Source organism: Streptomyces formicae (assembly GCF_002556545.1).
GTDB lineage: Bacteria > Actinomycetota > Actinomycetes > Streptomycetales > Streptomycetaceae > Streptomyces > Streptomyces formicae_A.
Genome location: NZ_CP022685.1, coordinates 1,828,819 through 1,852,098, shown reverse-complemented (window position 1 = coordinate 1,852,098; position 23,280 = coordinate 1,828,819). Strand labels below are relative to the sequence as shown.

The following is a 23,280-nucleotide window of genomic DNA, read 5'->3' as shown; positions in this document are numbered from 1 at the left end:
GCCCTACAGCCAGCCGCGGCTCTTGAACATGCGGTACAGGCCGAATTCGAGGGCGACCATCAGTCCGATCACGGCCGGGTAGGTCCACACCCAGTGCAGCTCGGGCATGTGGTCGAAGTTCATGCCGTAGACGCCCGCGATCATCGTGGGGACCGCGGCCATGGCGGCCCACGCCGAGATCTTCCGCATGTCGTCGTTCTGCCGCACGCTCATCTGCGCCAGATGCGCGGACAGGATGTCCGACACGAGCCGGTCAAGGCCCTCCACGGACTCGTTCACGCGCGTCAGGTGGTCGTTGACGTCACGGAAGAACGGCTGCGCCGAATCCTCCACGAAGGGCACGGCAGGACCGAAGGGGCCCGCTCCGGAGAGGCGGGCGAGGGGAAGCGCGAGCGGGCCCGTGGCCCTGCGGAACTCCAGGATCTGCCGCTTGAACGTATAGATCCGCGAAGCGGTGTTGCGGGAGCCGCCGATGTCCGGTGAGAAGACCTCCGCCTCTAGGAGCTCCAGATCCGCCTGGAGCTCGTCGGCGACCTCCAGATAGTGGTCCACGGAGGCGTCCGCGATCGAGTAGAGGACCGCCGTGGGGCCGTGTTTGAGGACGTCGGGGTCGGCCTCCAGGCGGTGGCGTACGGCCCCGAGCGGCGCGCCCTCGCCGTGCCGGACGGTCACCACGAAGGAGTCGCCCATGAACACCATGACCTCTCCGGAGGTGACGGTGTCGCTGTCCTGCTCGTACACGACCGGCTTGAGGACCATGAACAGCGAGTCGTCGTAGACCTCCAGCTTCGGCCGCTGGTGGGCCTTGAGGGCGTCCTCGACGGCCAGCGGATGCAGCCCGAACTCCTGACTGACCTTGTCGAACTCGGCCTCCGTCGGCTCGTGCAGGCCGATCCAGACGAAGGCGTGGCCCGATGCCCTCGCCTCCTCCAGTGCGGCGGAGAAGTCCTCGGGGCCCTCGGTCCGGCGACCCTCGCGGTAGATGGCGCAGTCGACGATCACACCGGCATTGTTCCCAACCCGCCCACCGGTCGCACCCCCGCGGGCGCTTAGGCTGAGCCGCATGCCCACGCTGATCCTCGTCCGGCACGGACGTTCCACCGCCAATACCGCGGGCCTGCTCGCCGGGTGGACCCCCGGTGTGGCCCTCGACGAGCGGGGCGCCGCGCAGGCCGCCGCGCTGCCGGGGCGCCTCGCCGCCCTGCCGATCACCGAGGTCGTCACCAGCCCCCTGCAGCGCTGCGCGGAGACCGTGGCACCGCTGCTCGCGGCCAGGCCGGGCCTCCAGGCGCACAGCGAGGACCGCATCGGGGAGTGCGACTACGGCGAATGGTCGGGCCGCAAGCTCGCCGAGCTCGCCGACGAGCCGCTGATGGAGGTCGTCCAGCGGCATCCGTCGGCCGCCGCCTTCCCCGGCGGCGAGTCCATGCGGGCCATGCAGACGCGGGCGGCCGAGGCGGTCCGCGAGTGGAACGCGCGCGTGGAGCGCGAGCACGGCGAGGACGCCGTCTATCTGATGTGCTCGCACGGCGACATCATCAAGTCCCTCGTCGCGGACGCCATCGGGCTCCACCTGGACCTCTTCCAGCGGATCTCCGTGGAGCCCTGCTCGGTCACCGCCATCCGCTACACGCGGCTGCGCCCCTTCCTCGTACGCCTGGGGGACACCGGGGACTTCGCGTCCCTCGCGCCCCGCGAGGCGCCGCAGGGCGACGACGCGACGGTCGGTGGCGGTGCGGGCGCACCGTGATCGTCGCCCGCAGTAGGGTGAAGCGGTTGAAGCAGGCCCCGTAGTCGCCGTGTCACCCGTCGTGGCACGAGTACTTGCAGTCGATCCCAATGGAGACAGGACGTGTCCCGTCAGGTGTTCCTCTACGACCCGCCGGAGCGTTTCGTCGCCGGAACGGTCGGGCTGCCCGGACGGCGTACCTTCTTCCTCCAGGCCTCAGCGGGGATCAGGGTGACCAGCGTCGCCCTGGAGAAGACCCAGGTGGCCGCGCTCGCCGAGCGCATGGAAGAACTCCTCGACGAGGTCGTACGCCGCAGTGGGGGCAATGCCGCGGTGCCGGCCGTCGCCCCCGCCGAGATCACCGACAGCGCGCCGCTCGACTCCCCCGTGGAGGAGGAGTTCCGGGTCGGCACGATGGCGCTCGCCTGGGACGGCGACGAAGAGCGGATGATCGTCGAGGCGCAGGCGCTCGTCGATCTGGACGCCGAGTCCGAGGACGATCTGGCCGAGGCCGAGGAGAGACTCCTCCAGGACGAGGAGAACGGCCCGCCGATGCTCCGCGTCCGCCTCACCGGCGCCCAGGCCAGGGCGTTCGCCAAGCGCGCCCTGGACGTCGTGAACGCGGGCCGCCCGCCGTGCCCGCTGTGCAGCCTCCCGCTCGACCCGGAAGGACACGTATGCCCGCGCCAGAACGGATACCGGCGGGGAGCGTGAGCGCCGACCCCGTCACGCTCCTGACCCGCGGGGAGCTGACCGTGCGCGGGCGGATCCGTGAGGCGTCGAACGCGGTGCTCTACTGCACGGTCTCCTACCAGGGCGAGGAGGCCGCCTGCGTCTACAAGCCCGTCAGGGGCGAGCGGCCGCTGTGGGACTTCCCCGACGGCACGCTCGCGGCGCGCGAGGTCGCCGCGTACGAGGTGTCACGGGCGATCGCCAGGGACGGCTGGGACCTGGTGCCGCCGACCGTGTGGCGCGACGGGCCCTACGGCGAGGGCATGTGCCAGCTGTGGATCGAGGCGGAGGACGGCACGGAGCTGCTCGCCCTAGTCGACGGCGACGAGCCGGGCGAGGGCTGGAAGGCGATCGGCTTCGCCCAGGTCGACGAGGACAGGACCGCGCTCCTCGTGCACGCCGACGACGTGCGGCTGCGGCGCCTCTCGGTGCTCGACGCGGTGATCAACAACGGCGACCGCAAGGGCGGCCACCTGCTCACCGCCGAAGGACGGCTGCACGGCATCGACCACGGGGTCACGTTCAACGCCGAGGACAAGCTGCGGACGCTGCTGTGGGGCTGGGCGGGGGAGCCGCTGCCCGAGGAGGCCCTTGAGGCCCTGCGGGCCCTGCGCGACGCCCTCAAGGAGGGCGCGGACCTCGCCGAGCGTCTGGCCGCCCTGATCACCCCCGCCGAGCTCGACGCCACCCGCGCGCGGGTGGCCGCGCTCCTGTCCTCGGGACGGCATCCGGAGCCCGGCGGAGACTGGCCCGCGATCCCCTGGCCACCGGTGTGACGGGGGGAATCGGCCACCCGGAATCCCGCGCGGCCGATTCTCCTTGATCCCCCACTCGTATACGGATGCCTCGTCCGGTTAGGCTCATGGCATGCATGCCTGGCCCGCTTCTGAGGTCCCCGCCCTTCCTGGCAAGGGCCGCGACCTCCGGATCCACGACACCGCGACCGGTGGACTCGTCACCCTCGACCCCGGTCCCGTCGCCCGTATCTACGTCTGCGGCATCACTCCGTACGACGCGACCCACATGGGTCACGCGGCGACCTACAACGCGTTCGACCTCGTACAGCGCGTGTGGCTCGACACCAAGCGGCAGGTTCACTACGTCCAGAACGTGACCGACGTGGACGACCCGCTCCTGGAACGCGCCAACCGCGACGGCAAGGACTGGGTCGAGCTCGCCGAGGGCGAGACCGCGCTGTTCCGCGAGGACATGACCGCGCTGCGGCTCCTGCCGCCGAAGCACTACATCGGAGCCGTCGAGGCGATACCCGGCATCGTGCCGCTCGTCGAACGGCTCAGGGACATGGGCGCCGCCTACGAGCTCGAAGGCGACGTCTACTTCTCGGTCGAGTCCGACCCGCACTTCGGGGAGGTGTCCGGGCTCGACGCGGCAGCCATGAAGCTGCTCTCCGCCGAGCGCGGCGGCGACCCGGAGCGTCCGGGCAAGAAGAACCCGCTCGACCCGATGCTCTGGATGGCGGCCCGCGAGGGCGAGCCGAGCTGGGACGGGGCCTCGCTCGGCCGCGGCAGGCCCGGCTGGCACATCGAGTGCGTCGCCATCGCCCTGGACCACCTGGGGATGGGCTTCGACGTGCAGGGCGGCGGTTCCGACCTCGCCTTCCCGCACCACGAGATGGGCGCGTCGCACGCCCAGGCGCTCACCGGCGAGTTCCCGTTCGCCAAGGCGTACGTGCACGCGGGCATGGTCGCCCTGGACGGCGCGAAGATGTCCAAGTCCAAGGGCAACCTCGTCTTCGTCTCCAAGCTGCGCCGCGACGGCGTGGACCCGGCGGCGATCCGCCTCGCGCTGCTCGCGCACCACTACCGCGCGGACTGGGAGTGGACCGACGCGGTCCTCGCGGAGGCCGTCGAGCGGCTCGGCCGCTGGCGTGCGGCGGTGTCCCGTCCCGACGGGCCGTCCGCCGAGGCGCTCGTCGAGGAGGTCCGCGAGGCGCTGGCCGACGACCTGGACGCGCCGAGGGCGCTCGCCGCGGTCGACGCCTGGGCCGCCCGCCAGGGCGCGGAGGGTGGTTCGGACGAGGGCGCACCCGGCGTCGTATCCCGTGCGGTGGACGCGCTTCTTGGCGTGGCCCTGTAGCAGTTACCCGTGGCTGAGGTCGATCGCCCTGCGGGCTCGTCCTCAATCGCCGGACGGGCTCGAACCCGTGATGGGCCGCTCCGGAAGTCCAGGAGCGGCCCATCAAAGTCCATGGCCCCGGGGCCGGTCGACGCGCTAGACCTCCGCCATGAGATCTCCCACGCGCTTCAGATCGGCGGCCGCGGCCGCCCTGCTGGGCCTCCTCGCGGTGTTCGCGGGCCCCGGCGGCGGCTCCGCGCAGGCCGCCGACGAGCCCTCGACCACCGTCGGTGACGTCACCGGGTTCGCCCACGACGGATCCGTCTACCGGCTCACCGCGGGTGCGGCCGAGGCCCGCGTCAGCTTCGTCTCCCAAGAGACGTTCCGGCTCGAACTCGCCCCCGACGGGACGTTCACGGACCCGGCCGGCAAGGACATCGTGCTGCCGCAGGGCAAGGCGCCGCGCACCACGTGGGCGGACAAGGGCGACCGCTACGAGCTGAGCACCTCCGAAGTGACGCTGCGCGCCTACAAGTCGCCGCTGCGCTTCGCCCTCTACCGGGCCGACGGCAGCCGCGTCTGGGCCGAGTCCAAGGGCCTGTCCTGGACGAAGGACGCCACCACGCAGAGCCTGGCGCGCGGCGCCGACGAGCAGTTCTACGGCGCGGGGATGCAGAACGGCCGCGGCAACACCTCGCACCGGGGCAAGAAGGTCGAGGTCGGCGTCGACTACGACTGGGACGACGGCGGGCACCCCAACTCCGTGCCCTTCTACCTGTCCTCGCAGGGGTACGGGGTCTTCCGGAACACCTACGCCCCCAACACCTACGACTTCGCCGAGCCCGTGACCGCCACAGCGAAGGAAAAGCGCTTCGACGCCTACTACTTCGCGGGGCGCGGCGACGACGCGGCCAAGGACGTCATCGGCCAGTACACGAAGCTGACCGGCAAGCCCTTCCTGCCGCCGGTCTACGGCATGGAGATCGGCGACGCCGACTGCTACCTCCACAACGCCAACCGGGGCGAGCGCCACACCCTGGACGCCCTGAAGGTCGCCGACGGCTACGTCGAGAACGACATGCCCAACGGCTGGATGCTGGTCAACGACGGCTACGGCTGCGGCTACGAGAACCTCGCCGAGACCTCCAAGGGCCTGGCCGAGCGCAAGATGAAGATGGGCCTGTGGACCGAGGACGGCCTCGACAAGATCGCCGACCAGGTCAAGGCGGGCCAGCGCGTCGCCAAACTGGACGTGGCCTGGGTCGGCGACGGCTACAAGAAGGCCCTCGACGGCTGCAAGGACGCGTACCAGGGCATCGAGGACAACAGCGACGTCCGCGGCTTCACCTGGGCCCCGGAGAGCTGGTCCGGCGCCCAGCGCTGCGGTGTGCAGTGGTCGGGCGACCAGAGCGGCAGCTGGGAGTACATCCGCTGGCAGATCCCCACGTACGCCGGGTCCACCATGTCCGGGCTCGCCTACACCACGGGTGACGTCGACGGGATCTTCGGCGGCAGCCCCAAGACGTACGTACGCGATCTGCAGTGGAAGATGTTCCTGCCGGTCACGATGACGATGGACGGCTGGGCCGCCAGCGACAAGCAGCCCTTCCGCCAGGGCGAGCCCTACACCTCCATCAACCGCACGTACCTGAAGCTGCACGAATCGCTGCTGCCCTACCTGTACTCGTACGCCCACGAGGCGACGAAGACCGGTGTGGGCGCGGTGCGGCCGCTGGCCTTGGAGTACCCCCATGACCCCAAGGCCGCGACCGACGCCGCCAAGTACGAGTTCCTGACCGGCGAGGACTTCCTCGTCGCGCCCGTCTACAAGGACTCCACCACGCGCGACGGCATCTACCTGCCGAAGGGCACCTGGACCGACTACTGGACCGGGCGCACCTACCGGGGCCCGACCACGATCGACGGCTACAGCGCGCCCCTGGACACGCTGCCGCTCTTCGTGAAGGGCGGCGCGACCGTGCCCATGTGGCCGGGCGGCATCCGTTCCTACGAGGACAGGAAGGCCGACTCGCCGCTCGCCTGGGACATCTACCCGCAGGGGAAGTCCTCCTTCGAGCTGTACGAGGACGACGGCGTGACCCGGCAGCACCGCGCGGGCAAGTACGCCATCCAGCGCGCCGAGGTCGACGCGCCCCGCGCCGGAGCGGGTGACGTGCGGGTGCGGATCGGCGCGAGCAAGGGGCGGTTCGCCGGGAAGCAGAGCACGCGGCCCTACGCGTTCACGCTGCACACCGGGGACGCGCCGAGCCGCGTGGGACTCGATGGGCGCACGCTGCCGAAGCTCGCGTCGAAGAGCGCCTACGAGAAGGCCGGGCAGGGCTGGTTCTACGACAGGGACGACCGCGGCGGCGTCGTCAAGGTGAAGACCGCCGCCCAACGCACCGACCGTGCCTTCGCGTTGACGCTGGAGGACACCAGTGCCGTCGGCGGTGCCGTGCCCGGGGCGCAGGCCGCCGTGAGCGCCGCCGCCGGGCAGGAGCTCGGCGCGGGCACCGCGGGGAAGGTAGCCGTGGAGGTCACGGCGGGCAGCAAGGACGCCACCGGGGTCGACGTCACCCTCGACGCCCCCAAGGGCTGGACCGTCGGCACCGCCGAGATCGACCGCGTCCCCGCGGGCGGCACGCGCCGGGTGGAGGTGGCCGTCACCCCCGCCAAGGACGCGGACATCGGCGAGCGCTCGCTCACCGCGACCGCCCGCTACCGCGCGGCGGGCCAGGAACGCACCGCCACCGGGCGGTTCGCGGTCGGCGTGCTGCCCGAGGCGCCCGCCGAGGACACCTGGGCGAGCGACATGGTCTGGCTCACGTCCACCAACGGCTACGGTCCCGCCGAACGCGACCGCAGCAACGGCGAGTCGGGCGCCGCCGACGGGCACCCGCTGACCCTGGCGGGGAAGACGTACGAGAAGGGCATCGGCACGCACGCCGACTCCGTCATCGAGGTCTACACGGGCGGTCGCTGCGCGAAGTTCACCGCGGACGCGGGCATCGACGACGAGATCAACGGCTACGGAGAGGTGGCCTTCTCGGTCGAGGCCGACGGCAGGACGCTATGGACCTCGCCGAAGGTGACGGGCGCGTCGGCGACCGTTCCGGTGGACGTCGACGTGAGCGGCGCCCGGCACGTGGTGCTCAAGGTGAAGGACACCAACGGCTCCAAGAGCGGGGACCACGCGGACTGGGCCGCGGCCAGGTTCAGCTGCGCGTAGGGGGCCTGGGCAGGGAGCGGCGCCGGGCGGGACGAACCCGCCCGGCGCCGCCGTTCGGTGTGCCGCGTTCCCCTCAGGCCGTGGTCAGCTGGTGACCACGATCGACAGGAGGAGACCCGGGTTGCCGGTGTCGTAGTAGCCGTACACCGTCTGGCCGTACGCGAACGCCTCCTGCACCTCGTCGTGCGTGCTGTCGAGCGGGTCGACGGAGACGCGCCACGAGCCGTCGATGAGCAGGTAGAGCAGCGGCGACTGCCCCGGCAGCGGCTGGACGACGTCCCAGAACGCCGTCGCGACGCCCGAGGTGACGTTCTGCGTGGAGACCTGCGGGGCCTGCGTCTGCGGGATCTGCTCCGTGCCCATCTGTTGCAGCAGCCCCTGGAACGGCTGCTGCTGGCCGAGCTGCTGGAGCTGCTGCTGCACGTGCTGCGGGACCTGTTGGATGCCCTGCTGGCCCTGGAAGCCCTGTCGGCCCTGGATGCCCTGCTGGCCCTGGATGCTCGGCGGCCCGAACGGCTGGCGCTGGCCGAATCCCTGCTGCCCGAAGGGCTGCTGGCCCTGCTGCTGTCCGAACTGCTGCGGCGGGGCCGTGCTCGGTCCCTGCTGGCCGTACTGCTGGCCTTGCTGTCCCAGTTGGCTCATCTGCGGGGTGGTGCTCATGCGGGTGCCACCTTCCCTCACTGATCGCGCGGATTGTACGGATTGCGCTGATGGATTCGTTCAGCCCGTGACGACCAGGCCGACGACCTCGTCGTCCGAGAACCAGACGCGTACGTCCGGCTGACCCCCGGCGAACGCGGCGTGCACCGCCTGACGCGTCTCGGGGGACGGGTTGTTGAGGTTGCGCCACTCCCCGGCCACGAAAAGACGCAGCCTCGGCGGGAGTTCCGGCGGATAGGGGAGCAGCTCGTCCCAGAACTTCTCGGCGCGGCCCGAACCCACCGCCGACGGCAGCAGATTCGTGACCGCTGCCTTCAGGTCGGGGCGGTTGCCGATGCGTTGCGACGCGGGCCTGCCCGGGGCGTCCTGCTGCGGCGATCCGGTGGAGCGCAGCAGCGCACGGGCCCGGTCCGGCGTCATCGGCTGCTGGCCCGACGCCTTGAGCATGCCCTGCAGCGCGGCGAGGGCGCCGACCACGATCGGCGACGCCGACGACGTGCCGGAGAACGTGTCCGTGTACCAGGCGAGTTCCTCCGCGCCGCCCTGCAGATCTCCCGGCCGGTCCCAGAAGCCACCGGTCGACGTGGTCTCGCGGCCCCAGCCCTGCGCGTCCACGCGGGCGCCGTAGTTGGAGAACGCGAGGCGCGAGCGGTCGGGCCCGTGGTCGCGGCCGTGCGTCCCGGGCGGCGGCGCGCCCGCGCCCACCAGGACCGCGCCCGAGGAGCGGTTGGCGGGGTTGAAGGGGTTGCGCCACCAGGACGGGAAGCCGTCCGACCTGCGCTCGTACACCGCGTCGTCCAGGGACTCGGCGCCGTTGCCCGCGGCGCCCACGACGAGGATGCCCTTGGCGGTGGCGTAGCGCACCGCGGCGTAGTCGTCGGGCCACCACTCGATGGCGATGTAGCCCTTCTGGTCGTCGCGTGCCTCGAAGTCGAACTTCGGTCCGGGGCGGTGCAGTTCGAGCAGGATGATGTCGCCGGGGTGCAGCCGGTCGGCCGCCGCGCGGATGGTGGCCGCCGTGCCGAGCGGCTGGAAGGAGGCGGCCGCGGTCACGGCCTCGGGCACGATGCCGGTGATGCCGATGCTGTTGCGGTCGCCGCCGATGACACCGATCACCGCGGTGCCGTGGTTGCGCCAGGCCACGTCCTGGATGGGGGTGCCGAGGACGACCCCGGCGAGCTTGCCCGACAGGTCCTCGTGGCGCAGCTGCCAGGCACCCTCGACGTCGATGATCGTGACGCCCTCGCCGGAGCCGCCGAGCCGCTGCCAGGCCCACCGGGCGTCGACGCCCTCGGGCGCCGGGTTCAAGTACCCCTGCCTGCTGGTGAAGTCGGGCGTGACGGGCATGCCCTCCTTGCGCCGCCGCGTCGCCTCGTCGAGCTCCTGCGGCCGGGACCGCGAGGGGTCGATCGAGGCGGGTACGGCGCCCGGCTTGATGTACGCCGTGTCGATGCCCGGCAGCGCCGCCATCCGCGAGCGCAGTTCCTGGGCCCGGTCGTCGCCGCCGCGCACCCGGTAGAAGAGCGCCAGGTCGGGCAGGTCCTCCTCGGCCTCGCTCGTGGGGGCGGCGGCCCGCAGCCGGTCCTCGTTGCCGAACAGGGGCTCCAGGACGAGCTGTTCGTCGGTGAGGAACATGTTCAGGGCCGACACGTCGGATCCCGACGCCGAGCGGACCTCGTCCTCACCGGCGCGCAGCCGGGCCTCGGGCCGTGCGACGACGATCAGCTCCTGCTCGGCTCCTCGGTAGGTGAATCCCATCCCGTCGGGGCCCGGCCCACCGGCTCCGGGGTCCCGTGCCGGGTTCGCCTGGTCGGTCATCGCTTCACCGCTCCCTTCGGTCCTTCGGGTGCCGTGCTCTGCGCAGCCGCGCCTTCGGGGCACACCTTGCTACTGGCGCGCCGACTCGTCCACCCCTCTTTTGCGCAACAGCGTTTGAAGAGAAGTTGAAAAGGGAAGCCCGGGCAATTCGGCCGGAAGGCGATGTCACGCCCTCAACACGCCAAACTCGTACGAGGGTGTCAGTGGTGCGAGGGGGGCTGGTGCGGGGAGGGGGCAGCGCGAGGGGCGGCACCCTCGTGGGTGTCGCCCCTTCACATGGCGTGCCGTGCGCTCGCACATGGCGTGCCGTGCGCTCGGCCGCGTCAGTCGTCCGAGGACTCGGCCGTACCGGAATCGCCCGAATCGTCACTGTCGTCGTCACCGCTCGCGGCGGGCCCGGAGCTCTCGGCGTCCTCGGGGCCGCTGGTGCCCTCCGGCCCTCCTGCCCCCTGCTCCGTCGGGCGCTGCGAGGGCTTCGGCTTCGGCGGCCGGGTGCGCTCGCTCGGCGTATCGCGCAGGTAGGCGGCGCCTTCGCCGTCCGTGGCGTGGCCCGCGGTCTGGCCGGGGCCCGGCGGCCCGCCGCCGTCGCGGCGGCGCAGATAGCGCTCGAACTCGCGGGCGATGGCCTCGCCCGACGCCTCGGGGAGCTCCGCGGTGTCCCGGGCCTCCTCGAGGGACTGGACGTACTCGGCGACCTCGCTGTCCTCGGCGGCCAGCTGGTCCACGCCCACCTGCCAGGCGCGCGCGTCCTCGGCCAGCTCGCCCAGCGGGATGCGCAGGTCGATGAGGTCTTCCAGGCGGTTGAGGAGCGCCAGCGTCGCCTTGGGGTTGGGCGGCTGCGACACGTAGTGCGGGACGGCGGCCCAGAGGCTGACGGCGGGGACGCCCGCGTGCGTGCAGGCCTCCTGGAGGATGCCGACGATGCCCGTCGGGCCCTCGTACTTGGTCTCCTCCAGGTCCATCGTGCGGGCCAGATCCGGGTCGGAGGTGACGCCGCTGACCGGCACCGGACGGGTGTGCGGGGTGTCGCCGAGCAGCGCACCCATGATCACGACCAGTTCGACGCCCAGCTCGTGCGCGAAGCCCAGGATCTCGTTGCAGAACGAGCGCCAGCGCATGGACGGCTCGATGCCGCGGACCAGGACCAGGTCGCGCGGCTTGTCGCCGCCCACGCGCACCACCGAGAGGCGGGTCGTGGGCCACGTGATCCTGCGCACCCCGCCGTCGAGCCAGACGGTGGGCCGGTTGACCTGGAAGTCGTAGTAGTCCTCGGCGTCCAGCGCCGCGAACACCTCGCCTTTCCACTCCTTGTCGAGATGCGCGACCGCGGTGGAGGCGGCGTCGCCGGCGTCGTTCCAGCCCTCGAACGCGGCCACCATGACCGGGTCGACCAGCTCGGGAACCCCCTCGAGCTCGATCACCCAGGCCTCCTTCCGACGTTCCCTTGCGTACGCCCCAACCTTACGGCGTCGGCAGGGGCCCTCCGCAGCCCCCTTGCGTGGGGGAGTGACGGGAACACTGCCCAGGTCACCCGCGCGTCACTCATGCTCACAGGGTGGAGCGCAGCCACTGTTCCACGCTCGCGATGTGCACCGTCGCCCACGACCTGGCCGCCTCGGCGTCACGGTCGCGCAGCGCGGTGAGGATCGCGCGGTGCTCGTGGAGGGTCCGGCTGACGGCGTCCTCCTGGGTCAGGCCGCGCCAGACGCGGGCCCGGGTGGTGGGTCCCGAGAGGCCGTCGAGGAGGGAGCAGAGCACCGAGTTGCCGGAGGACTGCACGATGCCCCGGTGGAACTCCAGGTCGCAGGCGACCAGCTCCTCCACGGACGGCGTCGCCCCCAGGGCGTCCAACTGCTGCGTCAGCGTGTCCAGTTCGGCCTCGGTGATGCGCGCGCAGGCCATCGCCGTCGCCGCGGGCTCCAGGATCCGGCGCACCGCGAGGAACTCCAGGACCGTGTCGTCGCGGTGGAAGTCGACGACGAAACTCAGGGCCTCGAGGAGGAGTTGGGGGTCCAGACTGGTGACGTAGGTGCCGTCGCCCTGGCGTACGTCGAGAATGCGGATCAGCGAGAGCGCGCGCACCGCCTCACGCAGGGAGTTGCGCGAAAGTCCCAGGTCGGCGGCGAGCTCGCTCTCCTTGGGCAGCCGGTCGCCGGGACGCAGTGCGCCGGAGACGATCATGCCCTTGATCTTCTCGATGGCCTCGTCGGTGACAGCCATGGGGACCTCGCCTCACGTGTCAAAGGTGCGTGTCAAAGGTGTCGGATCAAAGGTGCCGGAAAGACATCCGATGTATCAGGCGATTATGGCCCGTCACGCAGCCGTTGCGCACCAGGGTGCGGGGATTGCCCGTGATCCTTGAGGGCTAAGATTTCCGTACGGGCCCGGCTGACCATGGACCCGGACGGCGGACGGCACGGAGGGCGGCGACAGATGGCCGGGAAGAAGGCGGCGCACCAGCCGGACGCGGTGGCGTCGATCATCGAGGACTGGGCGCGGGAGCGGCCCGACCTCGACACCGCGCCCCTGGAGGTCCTGGCCCGCCTTCACCGCACCTTCATCCGGTACAACACCCGGCTCACCTCGGCGATCGAGCGGCACGGCCTCGCGGTCGCCGGGTTCGACGTGCTGACCGCGTTGCGCAGGGCGGGGGCGCCCTACCGGCTCACGGCGGGCCAGCTCGCCGACTCCGGCCTGGTCTCGTCGGCCGGGGTGACGCTGCGCATCGACCGCCTGGAGAAGGACGGCCTGATCGTGCGCGAGCGCGACGCGGAGGACCGCCGCGTCGTCTACTCGCGGCTCACGGACACCGGGCTCGCCAAGATCGACGAGGTGTTCGCCGAGCACCTCGACAACGAGCGCCGGATGCTCGGCGGGCTCTCGCCCGCCGAGTGCCGCCAGCTGGCCCGGCTGATGTCCAAGCTGGAGCGGTCCATCACGGAATCGGACGCGCCTCAGGAGGCGGACGAGGAGCGCGCGGGCGCCGCGGGCTGAGCGGCCCGCGCCTGGGCCTCGGCCTCGGCGCGGTACATCCGGCGCAGCCGCACCACGCCCAGGTCGTGCTGGTAGAGGTTCTCCCGCTGGTCGGCGTCGGCGGGCATGGCCTCCAGCATCACCCGGTCCTGTTCGAGCACCTGCCAGTGGCGCTCCTCGATGAGGGTCTTGTAGAGGAAGCGCCAGGTGTCGCGCTGCCAGCCCGTCACGCGGCGGTAGCGCCAGAAGAAGACACCCGTGCGGTTCTCGTCGACCGGGCAGACCATGCCGACGATCCCGAAGGGACCCCCCGGCCCGGCCGACGGCGGGTACGGGATGGTCAGGTCCACCCAGTCCACGCCGGTGCGGCACAGCTCGACCCAGTCGAAGTTGACGCCCCGCTGGTCGGTCTTCTCGAAGAAGTAGCCGCGGTCCGTCTCGCGGATGCGGAACTTGGCGGTGGTGTCGCCGTCGTACATCGTGTGCGACTCGTGGTGCAGGAACGCGCCGTGCATCGGGTCGAGCAGGTTCTCCACCGCGAACCGCCAGGGGCCGTTCCACTCCGCGTAGCAGAGGATCGCGTCCACGTCGGGGTCGGTGAGCGGCTCGGGCAGGGTCAGTCCGGCCGGTTCGGGGTGCTGCTCGTCGCCGAAGTAGGCGAGGACCGCGCCGCCGATCTCGCGCACCGGCAGCGAGGTGACCAGCTTCCTGCCCTCCAGGTTGCAGCCGGGCAGGCCCGGTACGGAGGAGACGGTGCCGTCGGTCTCGACCTCCACGCCGTGGTACCAGCACGCCACCCGGTCGCCCAGGTGTTTGCCCAGGGAGAGGGGCGCGCCGCGGTGCGGGCAGCGGTCGGCGAGCATCGCGAGGGTGCCGTCGGAGCGGCGGAACAGGAGCCACTGCTCGCCGAGGGCGGTGACCTTGCGCATCGCGCCGGGCGCGACGAAGGACGAGGGCACGACGGGGTGCCACTGGTTGCGCAGGCCGGTGGCGTAGAGGTGGTCGGCGGCGGCGGTCGGGGTGCTCATCTCGGTCACGCTCCCAGTCGGTTCATCTCGGCGCGGAAGGACTCCTCGGTCCACGGGGCGCCGTCCGGCGCGTGCACCTGTCGGGCGTTCAAGCCGCTTACGACGTCGGCGAGTTCATGTCCGTCCTTGGTGAAGACCTCTTCGAGGGTGGCGGCGAGCTTGTACTCGTAGGGGGTCGGCTCGTGCGTACGGGACTGGTGGACGTCCAGATACGGCCAGGTGGTGGTCACTGTTGCCTCCGGTGGGGAATCACAGGTCGAGGACGAGGCGGCCCGACGCGCAGCGCGAGACGCAGATCATCATCGAGGCGTTGGCGGCGTGCTCGGCGTCGCTGAGCAGGAAGTCGCGGTGGTCGGGGGTGCCTTCGAGCACGCGGGTCTCGCAGCTGCCGCAGATGCCTTCCTGGCAGGAGCTGGTGACGGTGAGGCCCGCGGCCTCGGCGGCCTGCAGGATGGACGTGTCGGCGCCGACGGAGAGCGTGCGTCCGGAAGCGCGGCACTCCACCTCGAACGCGTCGTCGTCACCGTTCCGCGTCACGACGGGCGCGGCGAACCGCTCCACGCGCAGCCGGTTCGCGGGGCAGACGGCCTCCACGGCGGCGAGCAGCGGCTCGGGGCCGCAGCAGTAGACGAGCGTGTCGCCGGAGATCCCGGCGAGCGCGGCGGCCAGGTCGATGTGCCCGCACTCGTCCTGCGGCACGACGGTCACGTCACCGCCCAGCGCGTCCAGTTCGTCGGTGAACGCCATCGACCGCCGGGTGCGCCCGCCGTAGACCATGCGCCAGTCGGCCCCGCGCCGCGCCGCCTCGCGGGCCATGGCCAGGATCGGGGTGATGCCGATGCCGCCCGCGACGAACACGTAGGACGGCGCGTCCTGGAGCGCGAAGTGGTTGCGCGGCGCGGAGACGGTCACCTGCTGGCCGGGGCGCAGCCGCGTGTGGACGTGGCGTGAACCGCCGCGCGACGTGGGTTCGTCCAGGACCGCGACGCGGTAGACGCCCGGGTCGCGCGGATCGCCGCACAGGCTGTACTGGCGGATCCGCCCGCCCACGTGGACGTCGAGGTGGGCGCCGGGGCTCCAGGCGGGCAGCGGTTTGCCCTCGGGGTGGGCGAGTTCGACGGAGAGGACTCCGTCCGCCTCCCAGGTCATGCGGCGCACCAGCAGGCCGAGTTCGCCTTCGTGCTCACTCATGGGGGTCGCTCCTCCTCACTGGCCGGGGATCTTGACCGGCGGGGTGAACGGGTTCTTCATCGGCCCGAGCCCGGCCAGGTCGACCTCGACGAGGGTCGGCCCGTGGGACGCGACGGCCCGGCCGATCACGGGCGCCGCGTGCTCCTCGGCGGCGATCCTGTCGTACGCGAGCCCGCAGGCCCTGGCGAGGAGCGCGAAGTCGGGGGTGGCCAGGTCGACGCCCGAGCGGCGCTCGCTGTAGCGGTCCTGCATGTTGCGGAGCACGCCGTAGCCGCCGTCGTTGAAGACGATCAGGGTCAGCCTCGGCCGCTCCTGGGCGAGCGTGAGCAGCTCGCCCAGGTGCACCGCGAGCCCGCCGTCGCCCGCAAGGACCACCGTGGGTGCCTCGGGGCGGCCGAGCGCGGCGCCGATGCCCATGCCCAGGCCCTGCCCGATGCCGCCGCCGCGCGGGAAGACGTTGTCACGCGGGTCGTACATCTCCAGGAGCCGGTTGCCCCAGCTGCTGGACGGGATCGTCACATCGCGGGCGACGACCGCCTCGCGCGGCAGCGCGGCCCTGACGGCGTCGCAGATCGCGGCCTGCGGACCGATGGCGTCGCGCAGATTCGCCCGTACCTCCGCGCGTACGGCGGCGATGCGGGTGTCCCAGCCGGACTCGGCGGAGCCGCGCCCCGCGTACGGAAGGAGCGCCGCGAGGACGTCCGACGCGTTGCCGCACAGGGCGTGCGTCGCCGGGTAGACGCGGCCGAGCGCGGCCGGGTCGACGTCGATCTGGACGTGTGCGGCGGGCAGCCGCAGGCCGTAGTCGGCGGTCTCGTTGGAGCGGAAGTGCGTGCCGACGGTGAGGAGCAGGTCGGCGTCGGCGAGCAGCGCGCGCCCTGCCGGGGTGGTGGCGAAGTTCCCGATGACGCGCGGGTCGTCCTCGGGGACGGTGCCGCGCCCCGAGTTGGAGGTGAGCAGCCCTGCCCCGGTGGCGTCGAGCAGCTCGGAGAGCGCGGCGCCCGCGCGGACGGCGCCGCCGCCCGCCCAGACGAGGGGGCGCCTCGCGGCGGCCAACAGCTCTCCGGCCGCGGCGAGTTCGGCGCCGAGCGGCGGCGTGAAGATCGGCTCGGGCAGGTCGATCGCGGCATCGGTCTGCGCCGCGTACTGGAGGTCGACCGGCCACTCCACGCTCGCGGGACCGCCCGGTGCGGCGAGCGCCGCGCGGGCCGCCTCGCGCAGCACCCGGCCCGCCTCGGCGGCCGACGGCACGGTGGCCGCGTACGCCGACACGGCCCTCAGCATGCCGAGCTGGTCCTTGGTCTCGTGGATGAAGCCGCGCCCGCTGCCCAGGTAGGCGCTCTCCACCTGCCCCGTGACGTGCAGCACGGACGTGCCCGCGCTGAGCGCCTCGACGAGCGAGCCCGCGGCGTTGCCCGCGCCCGTGCCGGTCGAGGTGAGGGCGCAGCCGATCGAGCCGCGGGCCCTGCCGTAGGCGTCGGCGGCGTTCACGGCGCTCGCCTCGTGCCGCACGGGCACGAAGCGCAGCTCCCGGTCGACGGCCTCGACCAGCGGCAGATTGTGCACGCTGACGATGCCGAACACGGTATCGATGCCGAGTTCGCGCAGGACGGCGACGAGGAGATCGCCCCCGGTGTCGTAACGCATGAAGGGCTCCTCAGAGGATGCCGCGGCCGACTCCGCCGCAGACGTCGATGCTGGTTCCGGTGATGTAGGAGGCGCGCGGCGAGAGCAGGGTGACGATCGCGTACGCCACCTCGTCGGCCCGTCCGAGCCGCCCGAGCGCGATGCCCCGGTCGGCGGCGAGCCCGGCCTGCCAGTCGTCGTAGCCGAGCGCGCTGCCGGACGCGGCGTGCCGACGCGTCCACTGGCCGGTGTCGACGAGCCCGAGGCAGACCGAGTTGACGCGGATGCCGTCCGGCGCGAGCTCCGCGGAGAGGGACTTGGAGAGGTTGAGGACGCCCGCACGGGCGGCGCTCGTCGTGATCAGCCGGGGTTCCGGCTGCTTGGCGAGGACGGCGTTGACGTTCACCACGGAGGCGGCGGCCGACGCGCGCAGCCAGGGCAGGCCCGCGTGCAGGGGGTGGAGGACGCCCGCGAACTTCAGCTCCAGCTCGTCGCGCCAGTCCTCGGCGGTCGACGCGGCGAAGTCCTTCATGCGGGACTGCCCCGCGTTGTTGACGAGTCCGTCGATGCCGCCGAACTCCTCGGCGGCGCGCCGGGTGAAGTCGCCCACGGCGGTGGCGTCGCGCACGTCGCACACGGCCGTGAACAGACGTTCGTGGTCGCCGATCCGCTTCAGGCGCTCGGCGTCGCGTCCGCAGGTGGCGACGTTCGCGCCCTCGTCGAGCAGGGCGCGGACCGTGGCCAGACCGACGCCCGAGCTGCCGCCGGTGACCAGGACGGTCCGGTCGGCGAGGCCCAGATCCATAACTGATGGCTCCTGTGGGTCAGTTCATGGTGAAGCCGCCGTTGACGGCGATCACCTGTCCGGTGAGGTAGCGGGACTCCTCGGAGAGGAGGAAGGCGGCGAGGCCGACCAGGTCGTCGGGCCGCTGCGGACGCGGGACGGCCCGGCCCGCGCGGTACAGGTCGTGCCGCTCGGCGGGCACCGACGCGGTGGCCTCGCACTCGGTGAGGCCCGGCGCGAGCGCGTTGACGGTGATGCCGCGCGCGCCGAGTTCCCGGGCCATCGCCCGGGTCAGGGCGATGACGGCGCCCTTGGACGCGATGTAGTGGGCGAGCCGCGGAGAGCCGTACAGGGCCGCGTCGGAGGCGATGTTGACGATGCGTCCCGCGGCACCGAACAGCGGGTGCAGCGCCTTCGCCACCAGCCAGGGCCCGCGCGCGTTGACGGCCATCAGCCGGTCCCACGCCGCGACGTCGATGTCCTGGAACTCCTTGCCGCCGACGCCGTTGGCGAGCGCCGCGTTGTTCACCAGGCCGTAGAGCGGCCCCATCTCCCCTACGAAGGACGCCAGTTCCCCGACCGAGAGGGGATCGGCCACGTCGCAGCGTACGAAGTGGGCGTCGCCACCGTCCGCGCGCAGCTCCTGGGCGGCCCGCTCGCCGCGCTCGGGGTCGACCTCGGCGACCACGACCCGGAAGCCGTCGTCGGCCGCCCGGCGGGCCATGGCGAACCCCAGGCCGCGGCCCGCCCCGGTGACGACCACCGTGCGCGGCTCAGTCACGGGTGACGCCGTGCATCGGCGAGTACTCGGGGTAGGAGGGGACCTGCGGCTTCCGGGTGCCGATGACGACGCAGAACAGCGCGTCCGTGTCGCCCTCGTTCTTCAGGGAACGGGTCACCCCGGCCGGGACGACGATCATGTCGCGGTAGCCGAGCGTGCGGTACTCCACCTCGTCGGCACCTCGGTGCACCCCGACGCGGACCTCGCCCTCCAGGACGAAGAAGGCCTCCTCCACGTCGTGGTGGGTGTGCGCGGGCCCCTCGGCGCCGGGCGGGAGCAGCATGTTGGAGAAGGTGAAGCCGCCGGACGGCAGGATGCGGCTGTCGCCCTCGTGGTCGCCGGTGGCGCCGGAGCCGACGTAGCGGATCTGGCCGCGGCGGTACTGCGGGCCCGCCTTCTCCTGGAAGGAGAGCGTGTCGAAGTCCGCGACGCGGGACTCCTTGGAGGCGATCAGGGAGTCGGTGTACTGGGCGAGGTCGCCGCCGTTGTCGTACGCGGTGGTGGTCAGAGGCATGACGTGAACTCCTGCTCGGGAAGGTGGGCGGTCTCGGGAAGGCGGTCGGTGATGCGGAGGTGGGAGAGGACCCAGGCGTCGAAGCGCTCGGGCTGTTCCTGGTTGGCCAGGTGACCGGCGTCCTTGACGATCACGTAGGCGGTCTTGTGCAGGGCTCCGGCGAGGACCTGCGAGGCCCCGACGCCGGTGACCCGGTCCTGGTCGCCGCAGAGGACGAGGGAGGGCGCGGAGACGGCGGGGAGCTCCGCGCGCAGATCGGCGGCGGCCATCGCCTCGGCGGCGTACGCGTAGCCGGGCAGCCGCACCGACGCGGCCATGGTGTCGACGACCCGCCGCACGAGCTCGGGCGGCGCGTCCGGCGAGAGGAGCCGGGGGCCGCGCCGCTCGGCGAACTCCCGCGGTCCGAGCTCGGCGAGCTCGGCGGCCCGCCGCCGCATGCCCTCCGCCTTCGCCGGATCGGTCCCCGACCCCGCGCTGGAGTCCGCGACGATCAGCGAGTCGACGAGCTCCGGGTGGCGCGCGGCGAGCCGCAGCGCGATCACGCCGCCCCAGGAGACGCCGAGGACGTGCGCCGACGTGCCGTGGGCGCGGATCACCTCGGCGGCCGCGTCCGCGAAGCCGTCCAGGTCCAACGGGTGTGCCGGGTCGGGCGACTTGGCGTATCCCGGCGCGTCCCAGGCGATGACCCTCACGTACGCGGAGAGCTCGGCCAGCTGGGGTGCGAACGCGGCCGACGAGGAGCCGATGCCGTGCAGGCACAGCAGCAGCGGGCCCTTCGAACCCGCCTTCTCCAGGTGGACGTTCACAGGATCTGCCCCGTCCGCCCGGCAAGGGCCGCGAGCGAGCGCAGCACCGCGTACGGCACGACCTGGCTGGTCGCGGGGTTGCCCGGGTCCGGCAGATGGGCCACTTCGAAGCGGTACGCGCCGTGCGGGCCGGACGCCTCGACGACGTGTCGCGTGTGGTGCGCGCCCGGATCGGCGACGACCTGGACCCGCACAGTGTCCAGGTCGCCGACGGCGAGGGCGACCGAGGCCGCGACGTTCGTCGACTTGGGGAACCTCACCGGAATGTCGCGCGCGGTCCCCGCGAGGACCTCGACAGGGCCTGTCGCCGTCCGTAGCCGGGACAGCAACTCATCGTCCATCCACGGCTGTTCGAGCGTGGCGGGCAGCTTCGTGGTGGTCAGCCGCACCTCGTCGAGCGGGCCCAGGGCGCGTACGGCCTGGAGGAGGTCGAGCCCGCCGACCGCGCCGCCGGTGAAGTAGACCCGGCCAGGCCCCGCCGCGAGCAGGCGCTCGGCAAGCTCCTCGTCGGTGAGCGCGCCCGTCGAGGCGATCAGCAGGTCGGTCCCGGAGGCGAGCACGCGCTCGCCCCACTCCCGCACGACGCCCTGGCCCGCCGCCTCCACGATCAGATCGCAGCGTTCCAGCGCCTCGTCGAAGGAGAGCTGCGGCGCGGGCGCTCCCTCGCCGAGCGGGCGGTTGTCGACGACGCACACCAACTCGGCGCCGGGAACGCGGTGTTCGGCGAGCGCGGTGCCGACGACGCGGCCGATGGCGCCCCAGCCGACGAGGCCCACTTTCCTGGTGGCGTTCACGCGCGTGCTCCTTCCGGCGAACCGGCCATGTGGCAGCGGATCTCCTGGGAGGGCGGGCCCGCCGTGCCCCACAGGTCGGACAGCTCGGGCACCCGCCGCCACACCTTGGCGATCCAGCGGTCCTCGACGACCTGGGCCACCTCGGAGGTGTACTCGCACACGAGCCCGGTCGGGTCGGTGAAGTAGGAGAAGGTGTTGTTGCCGGGCCCGTGCCGCCCGGGACCCCACTGCGGAAGGACCCCGTGGTGGCGCAGGCGGCCCAGGCCCCGCATGAAGTGGTCGACCGAACTCATCTCGTACGCCACGTGGTTGAGGGAGACCCAGTCGGCCTGGTTGAACGCGACGCAGTGGTGGTCGGCGTTGCAGCGCAGGAACGCCATCTGGTGCTCGGACCAGTCGGAGACCCGCAGGCCGAGCACGTCGGTGTAGAAGGCGACGGACGCGTCGATGTCGGTGGTGTTCAGGACGGCGTGGGTGACGCCGACGGGCACCGCGGCGGCGCGGCCGCGCGGGGCGACGGCCCAGGTCTGCGCGGAGAGCTCCAGCAGGCGGCCCTCGTGGTCGGTGAAGCGAAGGCCGTAGCCGCCGCCGACCTGGTCGAGCGGTCCTGGACCCGCCACCGGGGTGATGCCGCGCGCTTCGAGCCGCCGGGCGGCCTCGTCGACCTCCGCCGGGGTGCCGACGGAGAAGGTGAGGCGGCCGAGGCCCGCCCGCTCCGAGCGGGTGAGCTGGAGGGCGTGGTGCTCGTCGCCCGTGCCGCGCAGCCAGCTCGCGCTGTGCTCGGACTCGACCACCTCGAGGCCCCAGGCGTCCTCGTAGAAGTCGGTGGCCTGGGCGAAGGAGGGGGTGAGCAGCTCGACGGAGCGCAGGGCGCGCAGCCGGGCTATCGGGGGATGGGACATCAAGTACTCCGGGGGTGTGGTCAGTTGGCCCAGGGCAGCGGGGTCTCGGCGGTGCCCCAGTACAGGGACTTCTGGCGCTGGTGGGCGCGGATGCCGTCGCGGCCCTTCTCGCGGCCGAGGCCGCTGTCCTTCATGCCGCCGAAGGGGGTGGAGATGCTGAACTGCTTGTAGGTGTTGATCCAGACGGTGCCCGCCTCGATCCGGCGCGCGATCCGCCACGCGGCGCGGTGGTCGCGGGTCCAGATCCCGCAGGCCAGGCCGTAGACGGAGTCGTTGGCCTGGGCGACGAGGTCCTCCTCGTCGTCGAAGGGCAGGGCGACGAGGACCGGGCCGAAGATCTCCTCCTGGCAGGTGCGCGAGGAGTTCGGCAGTCCTTCGACGACCGTGGGCAGGTAGTACGCCCCGTCCCGGTACGCCGCGCCGTCGGGCGCCGCGCCGCCGCACAGGACCCGCCCGCCCTCCTCGCGCGCCAGGTCGACGCGCGCGGCCACCGCGTCCCGGTGGTCGTGGTGCACCAGCGGCGCCACCTGGGTGTCAGGGGCGGTGCCGGGGCCCACCCGCAACGCCCGCGCGCGCTCGACCAGTTCACCGACGAACTCCGCGTAGAGCTCGCGCGCCACGAAGAGCCGCGACCCCGCCACACAGGACTGCCCGCTGGAGGAGAACACCCCGAACATCACCCCGGCCAGGGCCTGTTCGACGTCGGCGTCGGCGAGGACGACCGTCGGTGACTTGCCGCCGAGCTCCAGGGAGAGCGGCATCAGCTTCTCGGCGGCCGCGTGGGCGATCGTCCGCCCGGTCGCCGTGCCGCCGGTGAAGGTGACCTTGCCCACGCGGGGATCGCGCACGATCGCGTCGCCGACGACGCTGCCGCGCCCGGGCAGGACGGACAACAGGGCTGCGGGCAGGCCGAGTTCGTCCAGGGCCCGGCCGATCAGGCGGCCGAGCGCCAGTGAGACGAGCGGAGTCCACTCGGCGGGCTTGAGGAGCACCGCGTTGCCGCCCGCGAGCGCGGGGGCGAGCTTCTGCGCGTCGCTGGCGACGGGGGAGTTCCAGGGGTTGATCGCGCCGACCACGCCGATCGGCTCGTACGCGCTCATCGTGACGTAGTCGCCGCGCGCGGGCGTGATCGACTCCTCGGCGGTCTCCACCGCGGCCGCGGTGTAGCGGAACGTGCCGGCGGCGCTGGCCACCAGGGCGCGGGTCTCGGCGAGCGTCTTTCCGGTGTCGGCGGTCTGGAGCGCGGCGAGCTCGTCGGCCGCTTCGTCGATCAACCGGGCGACGCGGTGCAGGAGTTCGGCGCGCCGGTGCGGCGGCAGCTCCCGCCAGCGCGGGTCGGCCGCGGCGCGGGCCGCGGCGTCGGCCGCCTCGGCGACCTCCTCGGCGGTGACCGCGTGCACGGTGGTGAGCACGCGCCCGGTGGCCGGGTCGACGGTCGGGGCGGGGGCGCCCGCGCCGCGTCGCCACCGGCCCCCGATGCGTGCCTCGTCGGCCGGGATGCGAAGCATGAGGAGCCTCCCTCTAGGCACTTGAGTAAGTGCTGGAAATCTAAGGGCTTAAATATCTTCGACGCAAGACCCGGCCGCCGGTTCTTTCCACGCTCAGACCCTTGACGCAGTCAGGGAGAGGGGCGGTAC

At 72.4% G+C, this 23,280-nt stretch carries 22 protein-coding genes; 6 read left to right on the top strand and 16 right to left on the bottom strand.

The features are described 5' to 3' along the window. Nucleotides 1–3: 3 nt before the first annotated feature. Nucleotides 4–1,002 carry a magnesium/cobalt transporter CorA gene (gene corA, locus KY5_RS07555; RefSeq protein ID WP_199842968.1) on the bottom strand — a complete coding sequence of 333 codons (999 nt, stop codon included), beginning with the start codon at nucleotides 1,000–1,002 and terminating at the stop codon, nucleotides 4–6. Nucleotides 1,003–1,063: 61 nt separating this feature from the next. Here corA and KY5_RS07550 point away from each other — a divergent pair, with 61 nt between their 5' ends. The 5 genes from KY5_RS07550 (at nucleotide 1,064) to KY5_RS07530 (ending at nucleotide 7,766) form a co-directional block, all read left to right on the top strand. After that, the gene (locus KY5_RS07550; RefSeq protein ID WP_098241484.1) at nucleotides 1,064–1,750 is read left to right on the top strand and encodes a histidine phosphatase family protein; all 687 of its coding nucleotides are present in this window, start codon (nucleotides 1,064–1,066) and stop codon (nucleotides 1,748–1,750) included. A gap of 102 nt (nucleotides 1,751–1,852) precedes the next feature. After that, nucleotides 1,853–2,443 (top strand): DUF3090 domain-containing protein, encoded by a 591-nt coding sequence (locus KY5_RS07545; RefSeq protein ID WP_098241483.1) that lies wholly within the window; start codon nucleotides 1,853–1,855, stop codon nucleotides 2,441–2,443. Further along, complete coding sequence (locus KY5_RS07540; protein ID WP_098241482.1) at nucleotides 2,407–3,237, top strand: SCO1664 family protein; 831 nt, start codon at nucleotides 2,407–2,409, stop codon at nucleotides 3,235–3,237. The genes KY5_RS07545 and KY5_RS07540 overlap by 37 nt, the downstream gene beginning before the upstream one ends. 91 nt (nucleotides 3,238–3,328) lie before the next feature. After that, the gene (gene mshC / locus KY5_RS07535; protein WP_098241481.1) at nucleotides 3,329–4,558 is read left to right on the top strand and encodes a cysteine--1-D-myo-inosityl 2-amino-2-deoxy-alpha-D-glucopyranoside ligase; all 1,230 of its coding nucleotides are present in this window, start codon (nucleotides 3,329–3,331) and stop codon (nucleotides 4,556–4,558) included. A gap of 148 nt (nucleotides 4,559–4,706) precedes the next feature. Continuing rightward, nucleotides 4,707–7,766: an NPCBM/NEW2 domain-containing protein gene (locus KY5_RS07530; RefSeq protein ID WP_098241480.1), complete on the top strand. Its 3,060-nt coding sequence runs from the start codon at nucleotides 4,707–4,709 to the stop codon at nucleotides 7,764–7,766. Between the two features lie 84 nt (nucleotides 7,767–7,850). On the opposite strand, the gene KY5_RS07525 is transcribed toward KY5_RS07530, so the two are convergent. From KY5_RS07525 to KY5_RS07510, 4 genes are all read right to left on the bottom strand, one after another. After that, entirely contained in the window at nucleotides 7,851–8,426 is a 576-nt protein-coding gene (locus KY5_RS07525) for a hypothetical protein (protein WP_234362645.1), read from the bottom strand. 60 nt (nucleotides 8,427–8,486) lie between these two features. Then, a complete protein-coding gene (locus KY5_RS07520) occupies nucleotides 8,487–10,244 on the bottom strand; it encodes a S8 family peptidase (RefSeq protein ID WP_098241478.1) in 1,758 nt (585 codons plus the stop codon). 323 nt (nucleotides 10,245–10,567) lie between these two features. Continuing rightward, on the bottom strand, nucleotides 10,568–11,665 hold the full coding sequence (locus tag KY5_RS07515; protein WP_098241477.1) for a PAC2 family protein: 1,098 nt from the start codon (nucleotides 11,663–11,665) through the stop codon (nucleotides 10,568–10,570). A gap of 127 nt (nucleotides 11,666–11,792) precedes the next feature. Continuing rightward, nucleotides 11,793–12,464 carry a FadR/GntR family transcriptional regulator gene (locus tag KY5_RS07510; RefSeq protein ID WP_098241476.1) on the bottom strand — a complete coding sequence of 224 codons (672 nt, stop codon included), beginning with the start codon at nucleotides 12,462–12,464 and terminating at the stop codon, nucleotides 11,793–11,795. 213 nt (nucleotides 12,465–12,677) lie between these two features. Between KY5_RS07510 and KY5_RS07505 the strand changes: the two genes are divergently transcribed. After that, the gene (locus tag KY5_RS07505; protein ID WP_098241475.1) at nucleotides 12,678–13,238 is read left to right on the top strand and encodes a MarR family winged helix-turn-helix transcriptional regulator; all 561 of its coding nucleotides are present in this window, start codon (nucleotides 12,678–12,680) and stop codon (nucleotides 13,236–13,238) included. On the opposite strand, the gene KY5_RS07500 is transcribed toward KY5_RS07505, so the two are convergent. Genes KY5_RS07500 through KY5_RS07450 form a run of 11 tightly spaced genes read right to left on the bottom strand, consistent with a single transcriptional unit; the run spans nucleotide 13,199 to nucleotide 23,151 of the window. After that, the gene (locus KY5_RS07500) at nucleotides 13,199–14,245 is read right to left on the bottom strand and encodes an aromatic ring-hydroxylating oxygenase subunit alpha (RefSeq protein ID WP_098247108.1); all 1,047 of its coding nucleotides are present in this window, start codon (nucleotides 14,243–14,245) and stop codon (nucleotides 13,199–13,201) included. The two genes, KY5_RS07505 and KY5_RS07500, sit on opposite strands and share 40 nt — an antisense overlap. 5 nt (nucleotides 14,246–14,250) lie before the next feature. Beyond that, nucleotides 14,251–14,475, bottom strand: coding sequence for a recombinase-like helix-turn-helix domain-containing protein (locus KY5_RS07495; RefSeq protein WP_098241474.1), 225 nt, complete (start codon nucleotides 14,473–14,475; stop codon nucleotides 14,251–14,253). A gap of 19 nt (nucleotides 14,476–14,494) precedes the next feature. Then, the gene (locus tag KY5_RS07490; protein WP_098241473.1) at nucleotides 14,495–15,436 is read right to left on the bottom strand and encodes a PDR/VanB family oxidoreductase; all 942 of its coding nucleotides are present in this window, start codon (nucleotides 15,434–15,436) and stop codon (nucleotides 14,495–14,497) included. A 15-nt stretch (nucleotides 15,437–15,451) separates the two neighbouring features. Next, nucleotides 15,452–17,083: a thiamine pyrophosphate-binding protein gene (locus KY5_RS07485; RefSeq protein WP_098241472.1), complete on the bottom strand. Its 1,632-nt coding sequence runs from the start codon at nucleotides 17,081–17,083 to the stop codon at nucleotides 15,452–15,454. Between the two features lie 10 nt (nucleotides 17,084–17,093). Further along, nucleotides 17,094–17,867, bottom strand: a complete 774-nt coding sequence (locus KY5_RS07480) for an SDR family oxidoreductase (RefSeq protein WP_098241471.1) — start codon at nucleotides 17,865–17,867, stop codon at nucleotides 17,094–17,096. Nucleotides 17,868–17,886: 19 nt separating this feature from the next. Then, nucleotides 17,887–18,627: an SDR family oxidoreductase gene (locus tag KY5_RS07475; protein ID WP_098241470.1), complete on the bottom strand. Its 741-nt coding sequence runs from the start codon at nucleotides 18,625–18,627 to the stop codon at nucleotides 17,887–17,889. Next, a complete protein-coding gene (locus KY5_RS07470; protein ID WP_098241469.1) occupies nucleotides 18,620–19,141 on the bottom strand; it encodes a cupin domain-containing protein in 522 nt (173 codons plus the stop codon). The genes KY5_RS07475 and KY5_RS07470 overlap by 8 nt, the downstream gene beginning before the upstream one ends. After that, a complete protein-coding gene (locus KY5_RS07465) occupies nucleotides 19,132–19,947 on the bottom strand; it encodes an alpha/beta fold hydrolase (RefSeq protein ID WP_098241468.1) in 816 nt (271 codons plus the stop codon). Before KY5_RS07465 ends, KY5_RS07470 begins: the two co-directional genes overlap by 10 nt. Then, nucleotides 19,944–20,741, bottom strand: a complete 798-nt coding sequence (locus KY5_RS07460; protein WP_199842966.1) for an aspartate dehydrogenase domain-containing protein — start codon at nucleotides 20,739–20,741, stop codon at nucleotides 19,944–19,946. Before KY5_RS07460 ends, KY5_RS07465 begins: the two co-directional genes overlap by 4 nt. Continuing rightward, nucleotides 20,738–21,643: a VOC family protein gene (locus KY5_RS07455; RefSeq protein ID WP_098241467.1), complete on the bottom strand. Its 906-nt coding sequence runs from the start codon at nucleotides 21,641–21,643 to the stop codon at nucleotides 20,738–20,740. Before KY5_RS07455 ends, KY5_RS07460 begins: the two co-directional genes overlap by 4 nt. A 20-nt stretch (nucleotides 21,644–21,663) precedes the next feature. Then, nucleotides 21,664–23,151, bottom strand: coding sequence for an aldehyde dehydrogenase family protein (locus KY5_RS07450; protein ID WP_098241466.1), 1,488 nt, complete (start codon nucleotides 23,149–23,151; stop codon nucleotides 21,664–21,666). Nucleotides 23,152–23,280 lie beyond the last annotated feature (129 nt).